This is a genomic window from Pseudomonas sp. FIP_A4 (assembly GCF_036701605.1).
Taxonomy (GTDB): Bacteria; Pseudomonadota; Gammaproteobacteria; order Pseudomonadales; family Pseudomonadaceae; genus Stutzerimonas; species Stutzerimonas phenolilytica.
The window spans coordinates 1-14,954 of the sequence record NZ_JAYDXP010000120.1 but is presented as its reverse complement, the minus strand read 5'-3'; the positions used below and the strand labels follow the sequence as shown (position 1 = coordinate 14,954).

Sequence of the window (14,954 nt, the reverse complement as noted above, 5' to 3'; positions counted from 1 at the left end):
GTGCGAATGAGCCTCGGCGGCTTATTCGCGTGTAGGCTCGATTTTCAGCACGATGCCGTCCAGGCGTTGTTCCTTCGAGAGCTGCTCACGTAGGCGTACGGCCTCGTCGCGGCTCGCCAATGGTCCGACGTAGACCCGACTCGTATTGCTGCCTGGTCGAACATAAGCCTCATAGCCAAGTCCGACCAGGCGCTCGCGCATCGCTTCGGCATTAGCCGGGTTGCGCAGACTGGCCAGCTGAATCGCCCAGCTGCCTGTGGCGTTGGAGGGAGCGCTCGATTTGGTGCCGCGCGGCGGCGGAGGCGGTGCCAGCGAGCCTTGGCTTGGCTCGTTGGCGCGCAGATCGATGGCCGGCGCCGGTTCGCCCTGGCCATCGAACAGACGCTCGGGATTGGCGGGAAGAATGGTGGGGCTGGCCGAGTCAGTCTCGATCACGCGGATATCGCTGTACTTCTTGCCTGATAGCGCGGCCAGGCCTGCGCGGTCACGCACCACCGTAGGGCGTAGGAAGACCATCAGATTGCGTTTGACATGACTCTCCTGCGTCGAGCGGAACAGCGCACCGAGCAACGGAATATCACCTAACAGCGGGACCTTGGAGTCGGTGCGGGTTACATCGTCCTGAATCAGGCCGCCGAGCACGATCACCTGGCCATCCTCGGCAAGAATGGTGCTCTTGATCGAGCGCTTGTTGGTGACCAGGTCCACAGCCTGTGCGGTGAGGCTCGCGGTCGGCGCGATGGACGAGATTTCCTGCTCGATCTGCAGACGCAGCGTGGCGCCCTCGTTGATGTGCGGGGTCACCTTCAGCGTAACGCCGATATCCTGCCGCTCGATGGTGGTGAACGGATTGTTCGCACCCGAGGAGTCGGTGGTATAGGCGCCGGTCTGGAACGGCACGTTCTGGCCGACGAGGATTTCGGCCTCTTGGTTGTCCAGCGTCAGCAGGCTCGGCGTCGACAACAGGTTGCTCTTGCTGTTGGACGACAGCGCGGTGATCAGCGCGCCGAAGCTGCGTGTACCGATGCCGATGATCGCACCGTCGGGCAGGTTGCTCGGTATCTCGTCTTCGTCGATGGCGTTCAGCACGCTGCCGATCGACAGCCCCGTGTTGCCGAAATTGACACCGCCTACACCACCCGTGCCGCCACGTGCATCGACTGCCCACTGCACCCCCAGAGCGTCGCTGATATCGCCGGAAACCTCGACGATTGCAGCCTCGACCATGACCTGTGCGCGCGGCACATCCAGCTGGCGGACGATGCTCTCCAGCGTGCCGATCAGCTCCGGCTCGGCCAGCAGCACCAGGGCGTTGAGGCTTTCGTCGGCACGAATCAGGATGTTCTGGCTGCGGGTGGTGGTCGTTTCGCCTTCGCCGGAATCCTTCAGACCTTCAGAAATATCACCGAGGGTTTCGGCCAGCGACTTGGCATCGTTGTGCCGCAGGCGGATTACCCGCGTATTGGCCGAGCGGGTGGCGGGGGTGTCCAACGTCTGTGCCAGGCTGGCCAGCTTGCTGCGAGCCTGCGGTGGGCCAATGAAAATCAGCTGGTTGGTGCGCGAGTCGGCGATGATCTGCAGCCCGGCAGTGCTTTTCGCGTCTCCGCGAATCAAGGAATTGCGCAGGACCTCGGCGATATCGGTGGCCCAGCCGTGGCGCAGATTGAGCACGCTGTAGTCGTCGCTCTCGGTGCGATCCAGTTGCCGTACCAGATCCTCGATGCGCGCGATGTTGGCGCTGCGATCGCTGATGATCAGCGCGTTGGCAGACGTGACCGCAGCGAGATGGCCATACTGCGGTACTAGCGGACGAATCAGCGGAATCAACTCGGTCGCCGCGGTGTGCTGAACCTGGATGACGCGCGTTTCAAGCTGATCGCCGCCGGCCGGACCGCCACCGGCCTCGGCCTTCGCCTCGGCGTTGGGCACGATGCGCGCGACCTCGCCCTGTGCCAGCACGCTGAAACCGTGAGTCGCCATCACCGAAAGAAATAGCTGGTAGACCTCATCCATCGTCAGCGTGGCGTTGGATACGACGCTGACCTGGCCTTTGACCCGAGGGTCGACGATGAACGTCTGGCCGCTGAGCTGGCTGACCTGATCGATGAATGCGCGGATGTCGGCATCCTTCAGGTTGATGGTCCAACCGTCTTCCTGGCTGGCGCTTGGCTCGATACCGGCGTCGCCAGCTGCCGCCAGTGCAGCCGACGGCATGATCAGAACGCTGGATAGGGTCAGGGCAAGCAACGGACGCATGAGAAACGGCGGCATCGTTCAGTCATCTTCCTTGGTCGGTACGTTCGGGGTGGGCGAAGCGGGCGGGCTGACGGCGTTCTCCAGTTGCTGGCGTAGCGCCTCCATCTGTTGCTGCATTTCTTCGGTGCCCGCGTCTTCGGTCTCGTACGTTTGCACTGCTTCATCGGGAACGAACACCGGCGAACGTACCGCGGGAAAGTCCAGCCGTTCTATCTGGCCGTCGCGCATGAGTTGCACATGGTCAGGATGCACGCTGCGCAGTACCACGCCGCTCTGTAGTTCCTGGCCCTGCCAGACCAACTGGGGGGGCTGGCCGTCGAGCTGAACAATGGCGCTGGAGCGACTGGGGTCGGCATGCACGAAGCTGCCATGCAGGGTCACGCCTGAGGCGTTGGCCGTTGCACTGTTCTGGAGGGTAGGCGGCGCACCAAAAAGGACATCCAGGCGCGCTGGATCGGAACTGCCAATAGCGCTGGCGGCGGGAGGGCTGACCTCTACCGTGAGCGGGGCGCGGCTTAGTTGCCACACCGTTTCGATCTGCTTCGCCAGGTATATTCCGAAAAGGCAGACCAGCAGGGCGCTCAGGGCTAGCGGGGCGTGCTGTCGATAATTCCGCAACGGTCCGGGCAAATACAAGCGAGTTACTCCATGCCGCATCGTGATGTTATGTCCGTTACGTCTTCAACCTTAGGCACATATCGCGTTTTTCGACAGGTGACCGTCGCGAGACCCGTCACGCCTGTTGCCGTCGCGGCAGAACAAAGACCGCAAGGCAGTGCGATAGTGCCGCGGCATGATTTCAAATCCGTGAGCCAGTAACGATGGACCCGCGGCGCGGTAAAAAAATCCAATGCCGCTGTTGACTTAGCAAAGGGGGATCAGTAAATTGCGCGCCTCGCAAGGCGATCGGCTGATTAGCTCAGCTGGGAGAGCACCTGCATCACACGCAGGGGGTCGGCGGTTCGATCCCGTCATCAGCCACCATCTTTGCGAGACCGACGCGCAGCGGTAGTTCAGTCGGTTAGAATACCGGCCTGTCACGCCGGGGGTCGCGGGTTCGAGTCCCGTCCGCTGCGCCATACATCTCCTTCTTTTCTGAAAAAGAGGAGCAAGAGAAGCTGCCAAGGGCAGCTTTTTTTGTGCCCGTCAAAACACCCTGCGGAACTCACGTTCCAGCCATCAGCTTAATCGTCGCCCTGGCGGGGCTGGCTAGCCATTTACCGAGCGGGTATCCCTTGCTGCGGCTAGTTCGCAGGCAATCTATCGGGTCCCTCTGGCACATAGATCATGCGTCCGTCGTTCAATCGGTACGTGATGCCGGCCTTTGCACCCTGGCCCTCGCCAATCTCTGAGCTGGACTCGTACTGCTTCAACGCCTGCCCGTCCTTGATCAACATGCGCATGTTCGCTTCGCCGGGATTCTCGACGACCACTACCTTGTCCTGCCGGAACGGGTTGAGCGGGTTCTGCACGATGACGATGAGCAGGATGCCGATCACCACCAGGAACAGATCGATAAGGTTGACCACCGAGAGCAGCGGGTCGTCTTCGTTGTCGTGCTCGAGAAAGCGCATCAGTTCTCTCCCGCGCGCTCGATCGCGCGCAACTCCTGAAGCAGCCAACGGCGGCGCACGGTGAGCACGAAGAACGCGATGCTCGACGCAACCAATGCCAGGATCACGGCCGAGAAGGCGACCACGAGGTTGTCGCCAACGCCCTTGGCATCGCTTTCGGTCAGCGCCAGCAGGGCGGGTCCCATGGGGATCATGGTGGCGACCAGGCCCAGCATCGGGGCGCTGCGCGAGGTCACACGCAACCATTCCAGGCGCTGCATGATCCACAGTTCGAGATCGTCACTCGTGCCGCCGTGCTCGCGCTGATGTGCGGCAAGCACCGAGCGATAGCGTCCGGTACGACGTTGCCAGGCTTCCATGGCGAAGCTGCCTAGTACGAAAAATGCGTAGACCAGGGCCGCCAGGATGAGCAGCAGGACGGGGATCAGGAAGATGCGGGTAAGCTCGTAGAGAGCTGATTCAAGTGTATTCATACGGTTCGTTTCCACGTTTAGAAATGAGCGGTGATGCGGCGATTGGCCCTTAGCTGGTGCACTACGCCGAGCAGAGCGAGCAGGAGCAGAACTACGATGCCCAGCAGCGGCCGCCAGAGCTCATGCTCGTCGGGTGGTCGCGCGGGTATCGGTTGCATCACCCGCCCGCGTACCGTCTCGCCAGCCTCGACCACCCCCGAATCGGCATCCTGCTGCGTCGTTTGCGCCAGACCGAAGCCGGCGGCCAGCTGCTCGATGAATGCGCGGGTTACCGGTTCGCCAGCGTCGGCGCCGTGCTCGGCGGTCAGGGCCTGCCATCGCTCGACTAACTCGCGTCGAGTTTGCGTAGACGCATCCCAGTAGCCCTTGCGAATCGCCTCGACCATGCGCTCGATAAACTGAGCCTGGGCCGTGGAATTGTGTGCCTCGAACCATTCATTGACGCCGAGCTCGCGCTGGTCCAGCACGAAGGTGTCGTGCAGCGCCTGCCACTGGTCGGCGCGCACCATGCTGCGATCGGCCGCCTGCCAGCCCCAGAGGTTGTTGGCCACGTTCAGGATTTCCAGCGTGCCGGCGTAGCCTTCCTGCTGCATCGCGGCGATCCATTGCGGGTTCAGGTAACGGCTGCGCAGCTCGGTGGCGAGATAACCTGCGGCATCGGTGGTGCGCGGTTCACGCTTGCGCAGGTCGGCGATGTAGAGCGACGGGCTCGCGCCGTCCAGATGACGGACGGCCAGGGCAAGCCCGCCGAGGTACTCGAAGGGATGGTCGGTGGAGAGCACCCCGTTCAGTTCGCTGGAGCGCGCCATGACTGCCGCCTGGACACCCTTGAGTTGTTCGGCGAAGAAGTTCTGGCCGTCGATCTTCTCGCCCCAGTTCCCGGTGCCGTAGCCATGCTGCTGGCGGGACAGGAACTGCTCCGCCAGCTCCGCTTCGTTGTCCCACGTAGTCGAGTCCAAGGTCAGCTGCGACACGCCGGTACCGTAGTCACCCGGCTCGTTGCCGAACAAGCGCAGCTGTGACAGGCGCTCGGCGGTGGCTGTCTGGAAACCCTGGCTGCGCAGTCGGACTGCCAACGCGTGACTGTTGCTGGCCAGAACGTTACCCGGCTCGTCCAGGCGCGAGAGCCGTTCCACAACGTCAGCCAGCAGGCGCATGAAGCCGTCGAACTGGTCCCGGTAGACACTGGTGACCTGTACCACGACATCGACGCGCGGTCGTCCGAGTTCCGCTGCCGGAATGATCTCCAGTGCTTGCACACGCCCACCTGCGTCCCAGATGGGACGCACACCCAGTGCGTGCAGGACCTGGCTTTCGAGAATGCCCAGATGGCGCATGGCTTCGGACGACCACAGGCTGAAGGCCAGCTTTTCCGGCATCTTGCCGTCATGATCTGCCCGGTAGGTTTGGATCAGTTGTTCGAACGCGGTGCCTCCCGCCTCGTAGGCTGCGCGGGTTGGCAGCTTGTTCGCCTCGAAGGCGTAGAGATTGCGACCGCTGGGCACATCCGGATTGCGTACCGGGTCGCCACCTGGGCCCGGTGGGACAAAACCACCGGCAAGCCCTTCGAGCAGGGCTTCGATTTCCCCCGTCTCGGCCAGCTGCGCGTCCAGTACCAGGGCTCTTTCGATCTGCTCGCGCAGCCGAGCATCGTCGATCGCATCGAGGCTTTCGCCGTCGCGCACAAATCGCTGCAGGGTACGGTAGGGGAGGCTCGCCTGCAGCCCGGTGAAGTCCTCGGCGACTGGCTCGTCTTCGCTGACGCCCAGCGCTTGAAGATAGGGGCGCCCCAGCTGCTGGAGCACCGTGGCCAGGCGATGCTCGGGGCGCGCCGGTTCCCCAAAGGTATGCAGCCCCAAGGGTATGTTGGCCTGCGCCATCTCGTGCAGATGATCATGCAGCGCCTGCAGGAACCCCTCGGGTTCGCCGTGCATACGGGTGCCGTCCCAGCCCAGATCGGCCAGCAGCTCCGCTTTCATGGCTGCCTGGCGGATTCGCTCGGCGGTCGCTTCCCGCACCGCACCCTCGTCGAGCTGCTGGTACTCGTGGAGCAGCTCATGCAGGTCGCGTAGCTCGTCGTAGAGGCCGGCCGGTGCGAACGGAGGCGTCTGGTGGCTGACGATGACGGCGCGACCCCGGCGGCGTGCCTGGATGGCTTCGCCGATGTTGTCCTGGATATAAGGGTAGAACACCGGAAGATCGTCCAAGGCGAGGAAGGGGTAGTCGCCGACCGCGAGTCCCCGGTCCTTGCCTGGCAGCCATTCCTGGGTGCCGTGGGTGCCGAAGTGGATCAGCGCATCGGGCTTGAAGCGTTCTCGCACCGCCTGGTAGGCGGCGAGGTAGAGGTGGTCGGGCGGAACCTTGCTGTCGTGGTAGGCCTCACCTGGCCGCCCCGCGCGTGGCGGTTGCGGTAGCAGCAACAGCGTGCCCAGGCGGACAGCGGGTATAACGAAATGGGGTTGCCCCTCGATATCGCGCAATGCCCAGTGTCTCGCCGGATCGCCCCAGCGCTCGGCCAGCGCCTGTCGGCTCGACTCTGGCAAATCCGCGAGCCAGCGTTGGTACTCAGGCAATGGGAGTGAGATGGCGAGCCTGTCGGCGAGCAGGGCATCGAGGGTTTCGGGCCGATAGTAGCCGCCCAGCAGGCGATGCGCGGTTTCGATCAGATCGATCTCGTTGCGTTCGGGCACCGCATAGCCCGCTTTGCGCAACGCGGACGTCAGCTTGGCGAGGCTGCGCGGCACGTTGAGGTTGGAGGCGGTGACGTTCTTCTCGCCGCCCGGATGGTTCCAGAACATCAGCGCCAAGCGCTTTTCGGAAGCGGGCAGGTAGCGCAGCCGGGCCAGGCGCTCGACCTTGGCCAGCAGGGCGTCGAGCTGCTCGGGAATTGGCGTCGGCTGGCCGTCTTCGATGGCGGCGATCACCATTGGGTCGGTCATGCCCCAGGTTTCCGGGACGGTCAGCATGGCGGCTGCGGTATGGGATTTGATGCCACTGGCTGAGGCGCGCCAGTGGGTGCGATCGCCTTCGCGCCAAGTGAGCGTGGCCAGCACCGGAATACCGAGCGCGAGGAACTCGGCCTGCCGCGCCGGCCCGTTCTGCATGTGCTGCAGGTTGACGAGCACCTCGCTGCGTGCGGGACTGAGCACTTTCGTGAGTGCCTTGGGATCCGTGTCGTCCATCCAGAACGCCATAGGCGCCAGGCCACGCGCCTCGCTCCGCGTGATCAAGGTGTCGATCAGCCGAAGCTGGTCGTCGGCCAGCGCTCCGCGGTGAATGGCGAAGGCCACCCGTGGCGCATCCGACCGCCAGCGTGCCGTGCCCCACGCCAGGTAGTCTTCCACCTGCGCGAAGGGCTTCGGTGCCGCCGGATGGTAGATGCCGGCGTCGACGAGCGTGACCGGAGGCGGTATCGCGTCCAGCTGCGCGCGGTCGTGCCAGGCGCGCAGATAGGCGAACAGATTGTCGAGGTTCTGTCGCCCGCCATTGGCGTAATAGCCGATCAGCCGTCTGGCCACCGGGGCAGGCAGGTTGCCGAACGCCGACGGGCCGCCACCGACGCGAATCCAGGGTAAGCGCGTGTTGTTCAGTCGCTCGCCAAGGCCTTGCTGTATCGCGACCAGGTCGGCCGGACGCGGCACGTCGAGGATGAGCAAGTCAGGCGTATCGGCTGTCGAGTCCTGCGCGTGCATGGGCGCGCGGCTCAGCGCGACGCCGAACTCGGCCGCCCGTTGCGCGAGCCTGTCGATCTTGCCCTGCAGCACGAAGTCGGTGGCGACGACCTGCACCTCGAGAGAATCGGGTGGCAATTCGGCGGCAGCCGACAGGCTTGCGAGCATGGGCAGGATGATGCCCATATAGAACGGAAGGCGCATGTCAGAAACTCAGCCTCACGCCGACGTGATAGGTGCGCCCGGGGTCGGCGAAGGTGAAGTGTTCCGACGTGTCGCTGAAGTCCTGGTCCGTGAGGTTCTCGATGCCGCCGCGTACGCTCAGGCTGTCGGTGATGCGCTGGGTCAGCTCAAGGTGCCAGAGGCTGTAGGCCGGTACCGCATGGGCGATGTTGCTGGTGTAGGTGAGCTGACTGCCGACGTACTCGCCACGCAACTGTGCGGAGAAATCTGCGGTTGGCGTCCATTGCAGCTGCGTATTGGCCAGATGGCGTGCGCGATCGCCAAGCCGGCGGTCAGCGCTGCGGTCGATGGCGTCGAGATAGGTGTAGTTCAGCTCCCAGCGCAGGTCGGCGGGCAGCTCCAGGCTGCCGCCGAGCTCGATGCCACCAATGCGAGCTTGGTCGACGTTGTCGTAGTTGCGCACCTCCCGACCGCGCAGTCCGCAGCTGGCAACGCACAGCGTCTGGATCAGTCCGCGCACGTTGTTCTGGAACAGGCCGACATTGAGGGTCCAGCCATTGGCCTGATAGTCCGCGCTGAGTTCGTAGGTCGTGTTGAGTTCCGGTTCGAGGTCAGGATTGCCGTGGATGGTGAACATCCCGCCGCCGCCGATGGCCGAGTAGCCTGGCGACAACTGCTTGAGCGATGGGGCCTTGAAGCCACGACCGCCGCCGCCCTTGATCGTCAGCGCATCGGTGACGTGATGCACGAGGTAGGCGCGCGGGCTGTTGTGCCAGCCGTATGTTTCATGACGATCGAAACGATTTCCCACGACGAGCGACCACGACGGGGCGAGCTCGATCTCGTCCTGCAGGAACAGGGCACGATGAATGGTCCGCGCATCGCCACGCGCAAAACCGGCATCTTCCAGCAGCTCCTTGCGCCATTCGCCGCCGAAGGTGAACAGGTGCGCAGCGGCCGGTACGCTCAAGCTGCCGTCGATCACGTCATCGGTGAGTTCCTGACGCGGCGAGGTTGGGATGATCCCGTGGGTGTAGCGGTTGGTGCGTTCCAGCGTGTTGCGATAGGCGCGCACGGAGCTTTTGCCCCATGACCAATCGCCCCGATGCGCGAGGGAAAATCGCTCGCGCTCGATGCGATCATGGGATTCGTATTCGACCGGAGCTCGGCTGGCGCCGCGGGTGTTGCGCCAGCGGTCTTCTTGGCCGCTGGCGTAGCCGAAGTCGATTCGCTGCGCGGCATCCGGCGTCCAGCTGAGCGTGGCGCTTGCACTGTCGGCATCCCGGCCTTCGATCTCGGAGAGGGGCGCGTCGCGGTGCAGCGGCGTTTCCTGCTGGCGACGCGTCTCGCCGGTGAACGAAAGCCCGAGCACGCCTGGGACCAGAGGGCCACCGGCGTAAGTACCCAACTGGTGCGTCTGGCCACCCCGGTCATCTTCCCTGACGCCACCGTCGAGTCGCGCCGCACCCTGCCAGGTATCGGTACTGCGACGGGTGATGATATTCACCACGCCGCCCAGCGCTTCGGAGCCGTAGAGCGAGGACATCGGGCCGCGCACGACCTCGATGCGCTCGATGGCTTCGACCGGCACCCAGCCCAGATCGAAATCGGCGTGCGCCACGGCGCCGGCGGCGCTGCCGATGCGCTGTCCGTCGACCAGCACGAGGGTGTGCTCGCTGCCCATCCCGCGGATGCTCACTCCCCGGCGCGTCATGCCAACGCCGGTGAACTGCAACCCCGGGGTGCCGCGCAACGCATCCTCGAGGTCCTGCACCGGACGCAGCGCCAACTCTTCCTGGCTAATCACCGTCATGCTGGCTGGGGCGTCCTCGAGCGCCTGCAGGGTAGAGGTCGCGGTCACGACAGTGGGCTGGAGATGCAAGACCTGCTCGGCTAAGACCGGCAGCGGTAAAAGGGCTAGGCAGGGGATGAGTCGAGCATGAGGGCGGGTAGCGCTCAGGCGGTGAGGGCGGGGCATGGGGCGTCTTCCTTGAAAGCACGGGCGAACGTGCGCAGCGACGCGGTCCGCTCGAATGGAGCGTCCCGGGCCCTGCGGCAGGTGGCGCGGGTTATCTCTGGATGGTGAAACTGGCGAAGCGCTTGTTGAAGCCGGCGACGCGGCCTTCGGTCGTGGTCTTGCGCTGCTTGCCGGTGTAGATCGGGTGCGACGCGCTGGACACGTCGAGCGCGATGTACGGATAGGTATTGCCGTCGCTGTGCTGATGAGTACGAGTCGTTTCAGCCGTCGAGCAGATCAGGAAATAGACGTCGGCTGCCGTGTCATGAAACAGAACGGGGCGGTAGTCAGGGTGGATGCCAGGCTTCATGTAGTGAGTCCTCAGAGTGACAGGAAAGATGTTATATCATAACAATTAAAGCGAGCAATCAACTGGACACAACCCCATCGACGTTGCACACGCGGGATATCCTCAAGCGCCTGCGCAGGGCAGATGTCGGTGATCGCCGGGTCTAGGCGGGTTCAACATCTAAAGAGAGAGGCGGCAAGCCATGCAACCAGATGAACTGAAAGCGCTATTCGATCAGCAGGCCCAGGGCTACGACCAGCAATGGGCGGGCATGGCGCCGATTCGCGATACGCTGCATTTGCTGCTCGGATCGCTGTTCGCCGATCTGCCGGCCAACGCCCGGATTCTCTGCGTGGGTGTCGGCACCGGTGCGGAACTGGGGCACCTGGCGCAGAGGTTCCCCGGCTGGCAGTTCACCGCCGTGGACCCTTCGGGTGCGATGCTCGAAAGGTGCCGTGAGCGAGCTCGGCAGGGCGGCTTCCTCGCGCGATGCACCTTCCATGAAGGCTACCTCGACACGTTGCCCTTGCAGCCCGCCCACGACGCGGCGACCTGCTTCCTGGTCTCTCAGTTCCTGCTCGAGCGCCAGGCGCGCGTGGACTTCTTCCACAAGATCGCGCGAAGGCTCGAGCCCGGCGGGTTGCTGGCAACGGCCGATCTTGCCGCTGACGTGCAGTCACCGGCATACGAGACGCTGCTGCGCAGCTGGATGACGCTGATGTCCTCGGCCGGCGTGCAACCGGAGATGCTGGCGCGTGCGCGGAAGGCTTATGCCAAGGACGTGGCCATCCTGTCGACGGAACAGGTCGGGCGCATTATCGAGCAAGCCGGATTCGAAACGCCCGTGCAGTTCTTCCAGGCCGGATTGATGCAAGGCTGGGTTTCGACGGTCAGGAGGAAGGAATAAGCCTTGCGACGCTCCGCTGCCGTTTTCACAACGGATGGTCCCCTTGCACTGGCGGAGTCAATCAGCACGCGACTCAGGCCAATAACTCATCCCTGCTCCGGCCTCTGGTCAGTCAGCCACAGTCGTGGGCCGGTGCCGCTGGCTCCGGCCGCGTCATTTGGATTCGCCAGCTTGCAGCGCTGCAGCGAAAGGCAGCCGCAACCGATGCAGTGATCAAGGTCCATGTCGAGTCGCTGCAGTTCCCCGATGCGCTGGGCGACCTGTTGCTTCCATCCGCGAGAGAGGGCTTGCCAATCCTTGTTCGTCGGTAGCTTTCCGGTGGGCAGGCGCGCCAGCTGCTGGCCGATCTCCTCGAGCGAGTAGCCGATCTTCTGGGCGAAGATGATGAAGGCCACCCGGCGCAGCGTCGACCGTGGGAAGAAGCGGCGACTGGTTCCCTGGCGGGACGAGCTGATCAAACCGAGCGACTCGTAGTAGCGCAGCGCCGATGCCGCTATGCCGCTACGTCTGGTGATTTCGCCGATGGGTAGCAGGGGATCCTTCTTGCTTGCCTTTCCAGCCACTGGTAGCTCCCTTGAGTCGAACACGATGAAGCTCACTTCACTTCCGCCATGCGCTGGCGTTGCGCTGATGACGAGCTCGCTTATCCACGCAGGAGCGGATGTAACGACGCCACGAGCAATAACGCCATCGATATGTTGAAGGCTCGTAGATGACGCGGATTGGTCAGCCAGCGCCGTAGCGTCGTACCGAAGGTGACCCAGACCACCACGCTGGGCGCGTTGACGATCGCGAATAGCAGCGACAGCGCCACGACGGCCTGCATGCCACCACCGGCAGGCAGGTAGGCGGTGATGGCCCCGATGGCCATGATCCATGCCTTCGGATTGACCCATTGGAACCCCGCGGCCTTCCAGAATCCGAACGGACGCCCATGCGTCGAGGCTTCCTGCACCGGGAGCGCCGTCGCGATCTGCCAGGCCAAATACAACAGGTAAGCGGCGCCAACGATCCGCAGCAGGTCATACAGCGCGGGGTAGGTCTGGAATACGCGCCCCAGACCTGCGCCCACCCCCATCACCAACACCGCGAAGCCGATGCTGATGCCCAGGACGTGCGGCAGGCTGCGAACAAAGCCGTAGTTCAAGCCGGAGGCCAGCAGCATGGTGTTATTCGGCCCCGGGGTAATGGATGTCACGAAGGCATAGGTGATGAAGGCAAGCAGGGTTTCTGACGGCATGGTTCCCTCCGGGGTGGGCTATCGACTGGAAACGACAGGCTTTCGACTGGCAGCCAGCGCAGAGCAGTCTCGGTCTTCGAATGGCCGTGCTCCATGTACAGCCGCCATCGAATCGACCCGAACAGTGGCGCTGCGTGGACAACGCCTCGACGTCAAGCGGCGCGCAACCGTCCCGCGATGCGTGATGATCCCTACTGCCACGTGTTTTGACGGTTCCCTCGGCTCAACAATCAAGCCTGTTGCTCACGCTCGGGGCGTGCCAGGTCAACTCGAAATGGGCTTGCGCATCGCGCGTCCTGACGAACCCGAGGCGCTCGTAGAAACGCCGTGCCGGCACGTTCGTCCTGAGAACGCTGAGCTCGATTGGCATGCCCCGCGCGGCCGCCTTCGTCTGGAGCTTCTGTACGAGCCACGTCCCGATTCCCCGGCGTTGAAACTCTGGAAGCAGCGCCATGTTGCGCACGTACAGCCGCCCGGCTTGGCTCTTGACCTGCAGGTAGCCGGCAATGCCCGAGTCGGTCTCCACGACCCAGGTATTGGTTGTGGCCACCTCCTCGAGGAAGCTGGCTCGCTGCTGGCGTTCGTCCCAGCCCCAGATCCGGGCGATGTGCGGCAGAAATGCGGTCCTGTGGATCTCGAACAGGACCAGCTGATCACGACATGTGGCTCGCCGGAGGCCAACGCGGTTTATTCGCCTGAGCGAGTGTGATGAGAATCCGGCATCCCACGGGGTGTCCATGAAGTAGCACATATGCTTGTGTCCTGGTTCAGCGGCAGGTTGGGGGCGAGGCAACGAATAGGGTTGCCAAACCCGGCGCGAGCAACTCTAGGACTTCAAGTCAAGTTAAGGTCAAGGGATGATTACAAGCGGGCAGGAGACGTGCCCCCTTTACTTTCGTGCTGGCCGGAAACCCAACCAAACGGTGGTTCGCTTGTCAGTTCCTTTGCCCCCATAAGCGATCGGCAAGGAGTCGACATGAACAAGAGCTCATTTCTACTGGCCGGGATTTGCGCATTGGCGCTGGTTGGCAGCGCCAATGCGCAGGAGAAACCGACGGTCCAGTTCATTGCCACCGGTGGAACGATCGCGATGAAGATCGACCCGGTCAAAAAAGCGCCGGTGCCCGCCATATCAGGTGATGATCTGCTTGCCACGGTGCCGGAAGTGGCCGAGTTCGCGAACATTGAAGTCGACAACCTATCGAATGTGCCGTCGGACTACATGGATCCGCCGCGCTGGATCGAACTCTCCAAGGCAGTGAACACCGCGCTCGAGCGACCAGAGGTATCGGGCGTAATTGTCTCGCACGGCACCGACACGCTGGAGGAAACGGCTTTCTGGCTCGACCTGACCGTCGAGTCCGACAAGCCGGTCGTCGTCATCGGGGCACAGCGCAACGCTTCCTCTTCTGACTTCGACGGCCCGCGCAATCTGCTGAACGCAGTGCGTATTGCTGTCGATGATCAGGCGAAGGGCAAAGGGGTCCTGCTGGCCATGAACAACCAGATCAATGCTGCGCGTCATGTGACCAAGACCCATACGGCAAACGTGGAGACATTCCAGTCCGGTGATTACGGTTTTCTCGGGGAGGTCTATCCCGATCGTGTGATCTTCGCGAGAGAGCCGTTGCGCCGACAGCACATCGAGATCAAGACCGACGCCATGCCCAGGGTCGATATCGTCGCTATGTATGGCGGCGCCGATGGCAGCCTGCTTCGCAGCGCGGTCGACCAGGGTGCGAAGGGGATCGTGGTCCAGGCGCTGGGCATGGGTAACATGAACCAGCCGATGTTCGAGGCCGTCAAGTACGCGCTGGGCAAGCAGGTGCCCGTCGTGATCTCGACGCGCGTGTACAACGGTCGAGTCATGGCCAACTACGGCTTCGAGGGCGGCGGCAAAACGACTGCGGATGCAGGTGCCGTCATGGCAGGCAATCTAAGCCCACAGAAGGCGCGGATTCTGCTCATGCTGCTTCTGCAGGACGGGAAGACGGGGCAGGGCGAGCTGCAGGCCGGGTTTGACGCGATGTGAAGCGGCAGCGTCGCGGGGGGGGGGGGGGGGGGGGGGGGGGGCGGGGGGGCGGGCCGCGGGCGGCGGCCGATCTCGAGCGCACATCCTCGGCATGGGCTACCTGGACACACAGCTGAAGATCCAGATCCACTTCCTCATGCTGGTGGCCACCGCCTCGATCTTCGCCACCGGGGCGCAGGCGATGGAAGCCGTTCTGATTACCGAGCTTGGCGATGATGTCGCGCAGCCCGTTGTGTCCGCCATGGCCGCCGCCCTGCTTGAGTTTGGCGACGCCGGGGGGCATGTCGAGTTCATCGTGGGCAACCAGGATGG

General features: G+C 63.5%; 12 protein-coding genes, 2 tRNA genes and 1 pseudogene. 4 read left to right on the top strand and 11 right to left on the bottom strand.

The features are described from left to right. Positions 1-21: 21 nt before the first annotated feature. Positions 22-2,271: a type II secretion system secretin GspD gene (gene gspD, locus U8L64_RS06635; protein ID WP_054094916.1), complete on the bottom strand. Its 2,250-nt coding sequence runs from the start codon at positions 2,269-2,271 to the stop codon at positions 22-24. 3 nt (positions 2,272-2,274) lie between these two features. After that, positions 2,275-2,892, bottom strand: a complete 618-nt coding sequence (locus U8L64_RS06630; protein ID WP_138299791.1) for a type II secretion system protein N — start codon at positions 2,890-2,892, stop codon at positions 2,275-2,277. Positions 2,893-3,164: 272 nt separating this feature from the next. On the opposite strand from U8L64_RS06630, the gene U8L64_RS06625 reads away from it, so the two are divergent. Continuing rightward, a tRNA-Val gene (locus U8L64_RS06625) sits at positions 3,165-3,240 on the top strand. 18 nt (positions 3,241-3,258) lie between these two features. After that, positions 3,259-3,335: transfer RNA gene (locus U8L64_RS06620), tRNA-Asp, on the top strand. A gap of 165 nt (positions 3,336-3,500) precedes the next feature. Here the strand turns inward: U8L64_RS06620 and U8L64_RS06615 are convergent. The 5 genes from U8L64_RS06615 to U8L64_RS06595 all read right to left on the bottom strand — a co-directional run bounded on the left by U8L64_RS06615 (position 3,501) and on the right by U8L64_RS06595 (position 10,484). Next, positions 3,501-3,830, bottom strand: a complete 330-nt coding sequence (locus U8L64_RS06615) for a DUF2149 domain-containing protein (RefSeq protein ID WP_054094918.1) — start codon at positions 3,828-3,830, stop codon at positions 3,501-3,503. Beyond that, on the bottom strand, positions 3,830-4,303 hold the full coding sequence (locus tag U8L64_RS06610; RefSeq protein ID WP_273526358.1) for a MotA/TolQ/ExbB proton channel family protein: 474 nt from the start codon (positions 4,301-4,303) through the stop codon (positions 3,830-3,832). Before U8L64_RS06610 ends, U8L64_RS06615 begins: the two co-directional genes overlap by 1 nt. A gap of 17 nt (positions 4,304-4,320) precedes the next feature. Continuing rightward, a complete protein-coding gene (gene cobN / locus U8L64_RS06605; RefSeq protein WP_333395013.1) occupies positions 4,321-8,178 on the bottom strand; it encodes a cobaltochelatase subunit CobN in 3,858 nt (1,285 codons plus the stop codon). A 1-nt stretch (position 8,179) separates the two neighbouring features. Continuing rightward, entirely contained in the window at positions 8,180-10,135 is a 1,956-nt protein-coding gene (locus U8L64_RS06600) for a TonB-dependent receptor domain-containing protein (RefSeq protein WP_333395011.1), read from the bottom strand. A gap of 91 nt (positions 10,136-10,226) precedes the next feature. Beyond that, entirely contained in the window at positions 10,227-10,484 is a 258-nt protein-coding gene (locus U8L64_RS06595; protein ID WP_333395009.1) for a type B 50S ribosomal protein L31, read from the bottom strand. 181 nt (positions 10,485-10,665) lie between these two features. Between U8L64_RS06595 and U8L64_RS06590 the strand changes: the two genes are divergently transcribed. After that, positions 10,666-11,370, top strand: coding sequence for a class I SAM-dependent methyltransferase (locus U8L64_RS06590; protein ID WP_234302218.1), 705 nt, complete (start codon positions 10,666-10,668; stop codon positions 11,368-11,370). An 86-nt stretch (positions 11,371-11,456) separates the two neighbouring features. Here U8L64_RS06590 and soxR read toward each other — a convergent pair whose 3' ends face one another. From soxR to U8L64_RS06575, 3 genes are all read right to left on the bottom strand, one after another. Then, on the bottom strand, positions 11,457-11,933 hold the full coding sequence (gene soxR, locus U8L64_RS06585; RefSeq protein ID WP_043298390.1) for a redox-sensitive transcriptional activator SoxR: 477 nt from the start codon (positions 11,931-11,933) through the stop codon (positions 11,457-11,459). Between the two features lie 80 nt (positions 11,934-12,013). After that, a complete protein-coding gene (locus U8L64_RS06580; RefSeq protein ID WP_234302220.1) occupies positions 12,014-12,610 on the bottom strand; it encodes a LysE family translocator in 597 nt (198 codons plus the stop codon). A 223-nt stretch (positions 12,611-12,833) separates the two neighbouring features. After that, entirely contained in the window at positions 12,834-13,361 is a 528-nt protein-coding gene (locus tag U8L64_RS06575; RefSeq protein WP_333395005.1) for a GNAT family N-acetyltransferase, read from the bottom strand. A 225-nt stretch (positions 13,362-13,586) separates the two neighbouring features. Between U8L64_RS06575 and U8L64_RS06570 the strand changes: the two genes are divergently transcribed. Beyond that, a complete protein-coding gene (locus tag U8L64_RS06570; RefSeq protein ID WP_077682504.1) occupies positions 13,587-14,642 on the top strand; it encodes an asparaginase in 1,056 nt (351 codons plus the stop codon). Positions 14,643-14,808: 166 nt separating this feature from the next. On the opposite strand, the pseudogene U8L64_RS06565 reads toward U8L64_RS06570, so the two are convergent. Then, positions 14,809-14,954: pseudogene (locus tag U8L64_RS06565) on the bottom strand (aminoacyl-tRNA hydrolase); the annotation flags it as partial.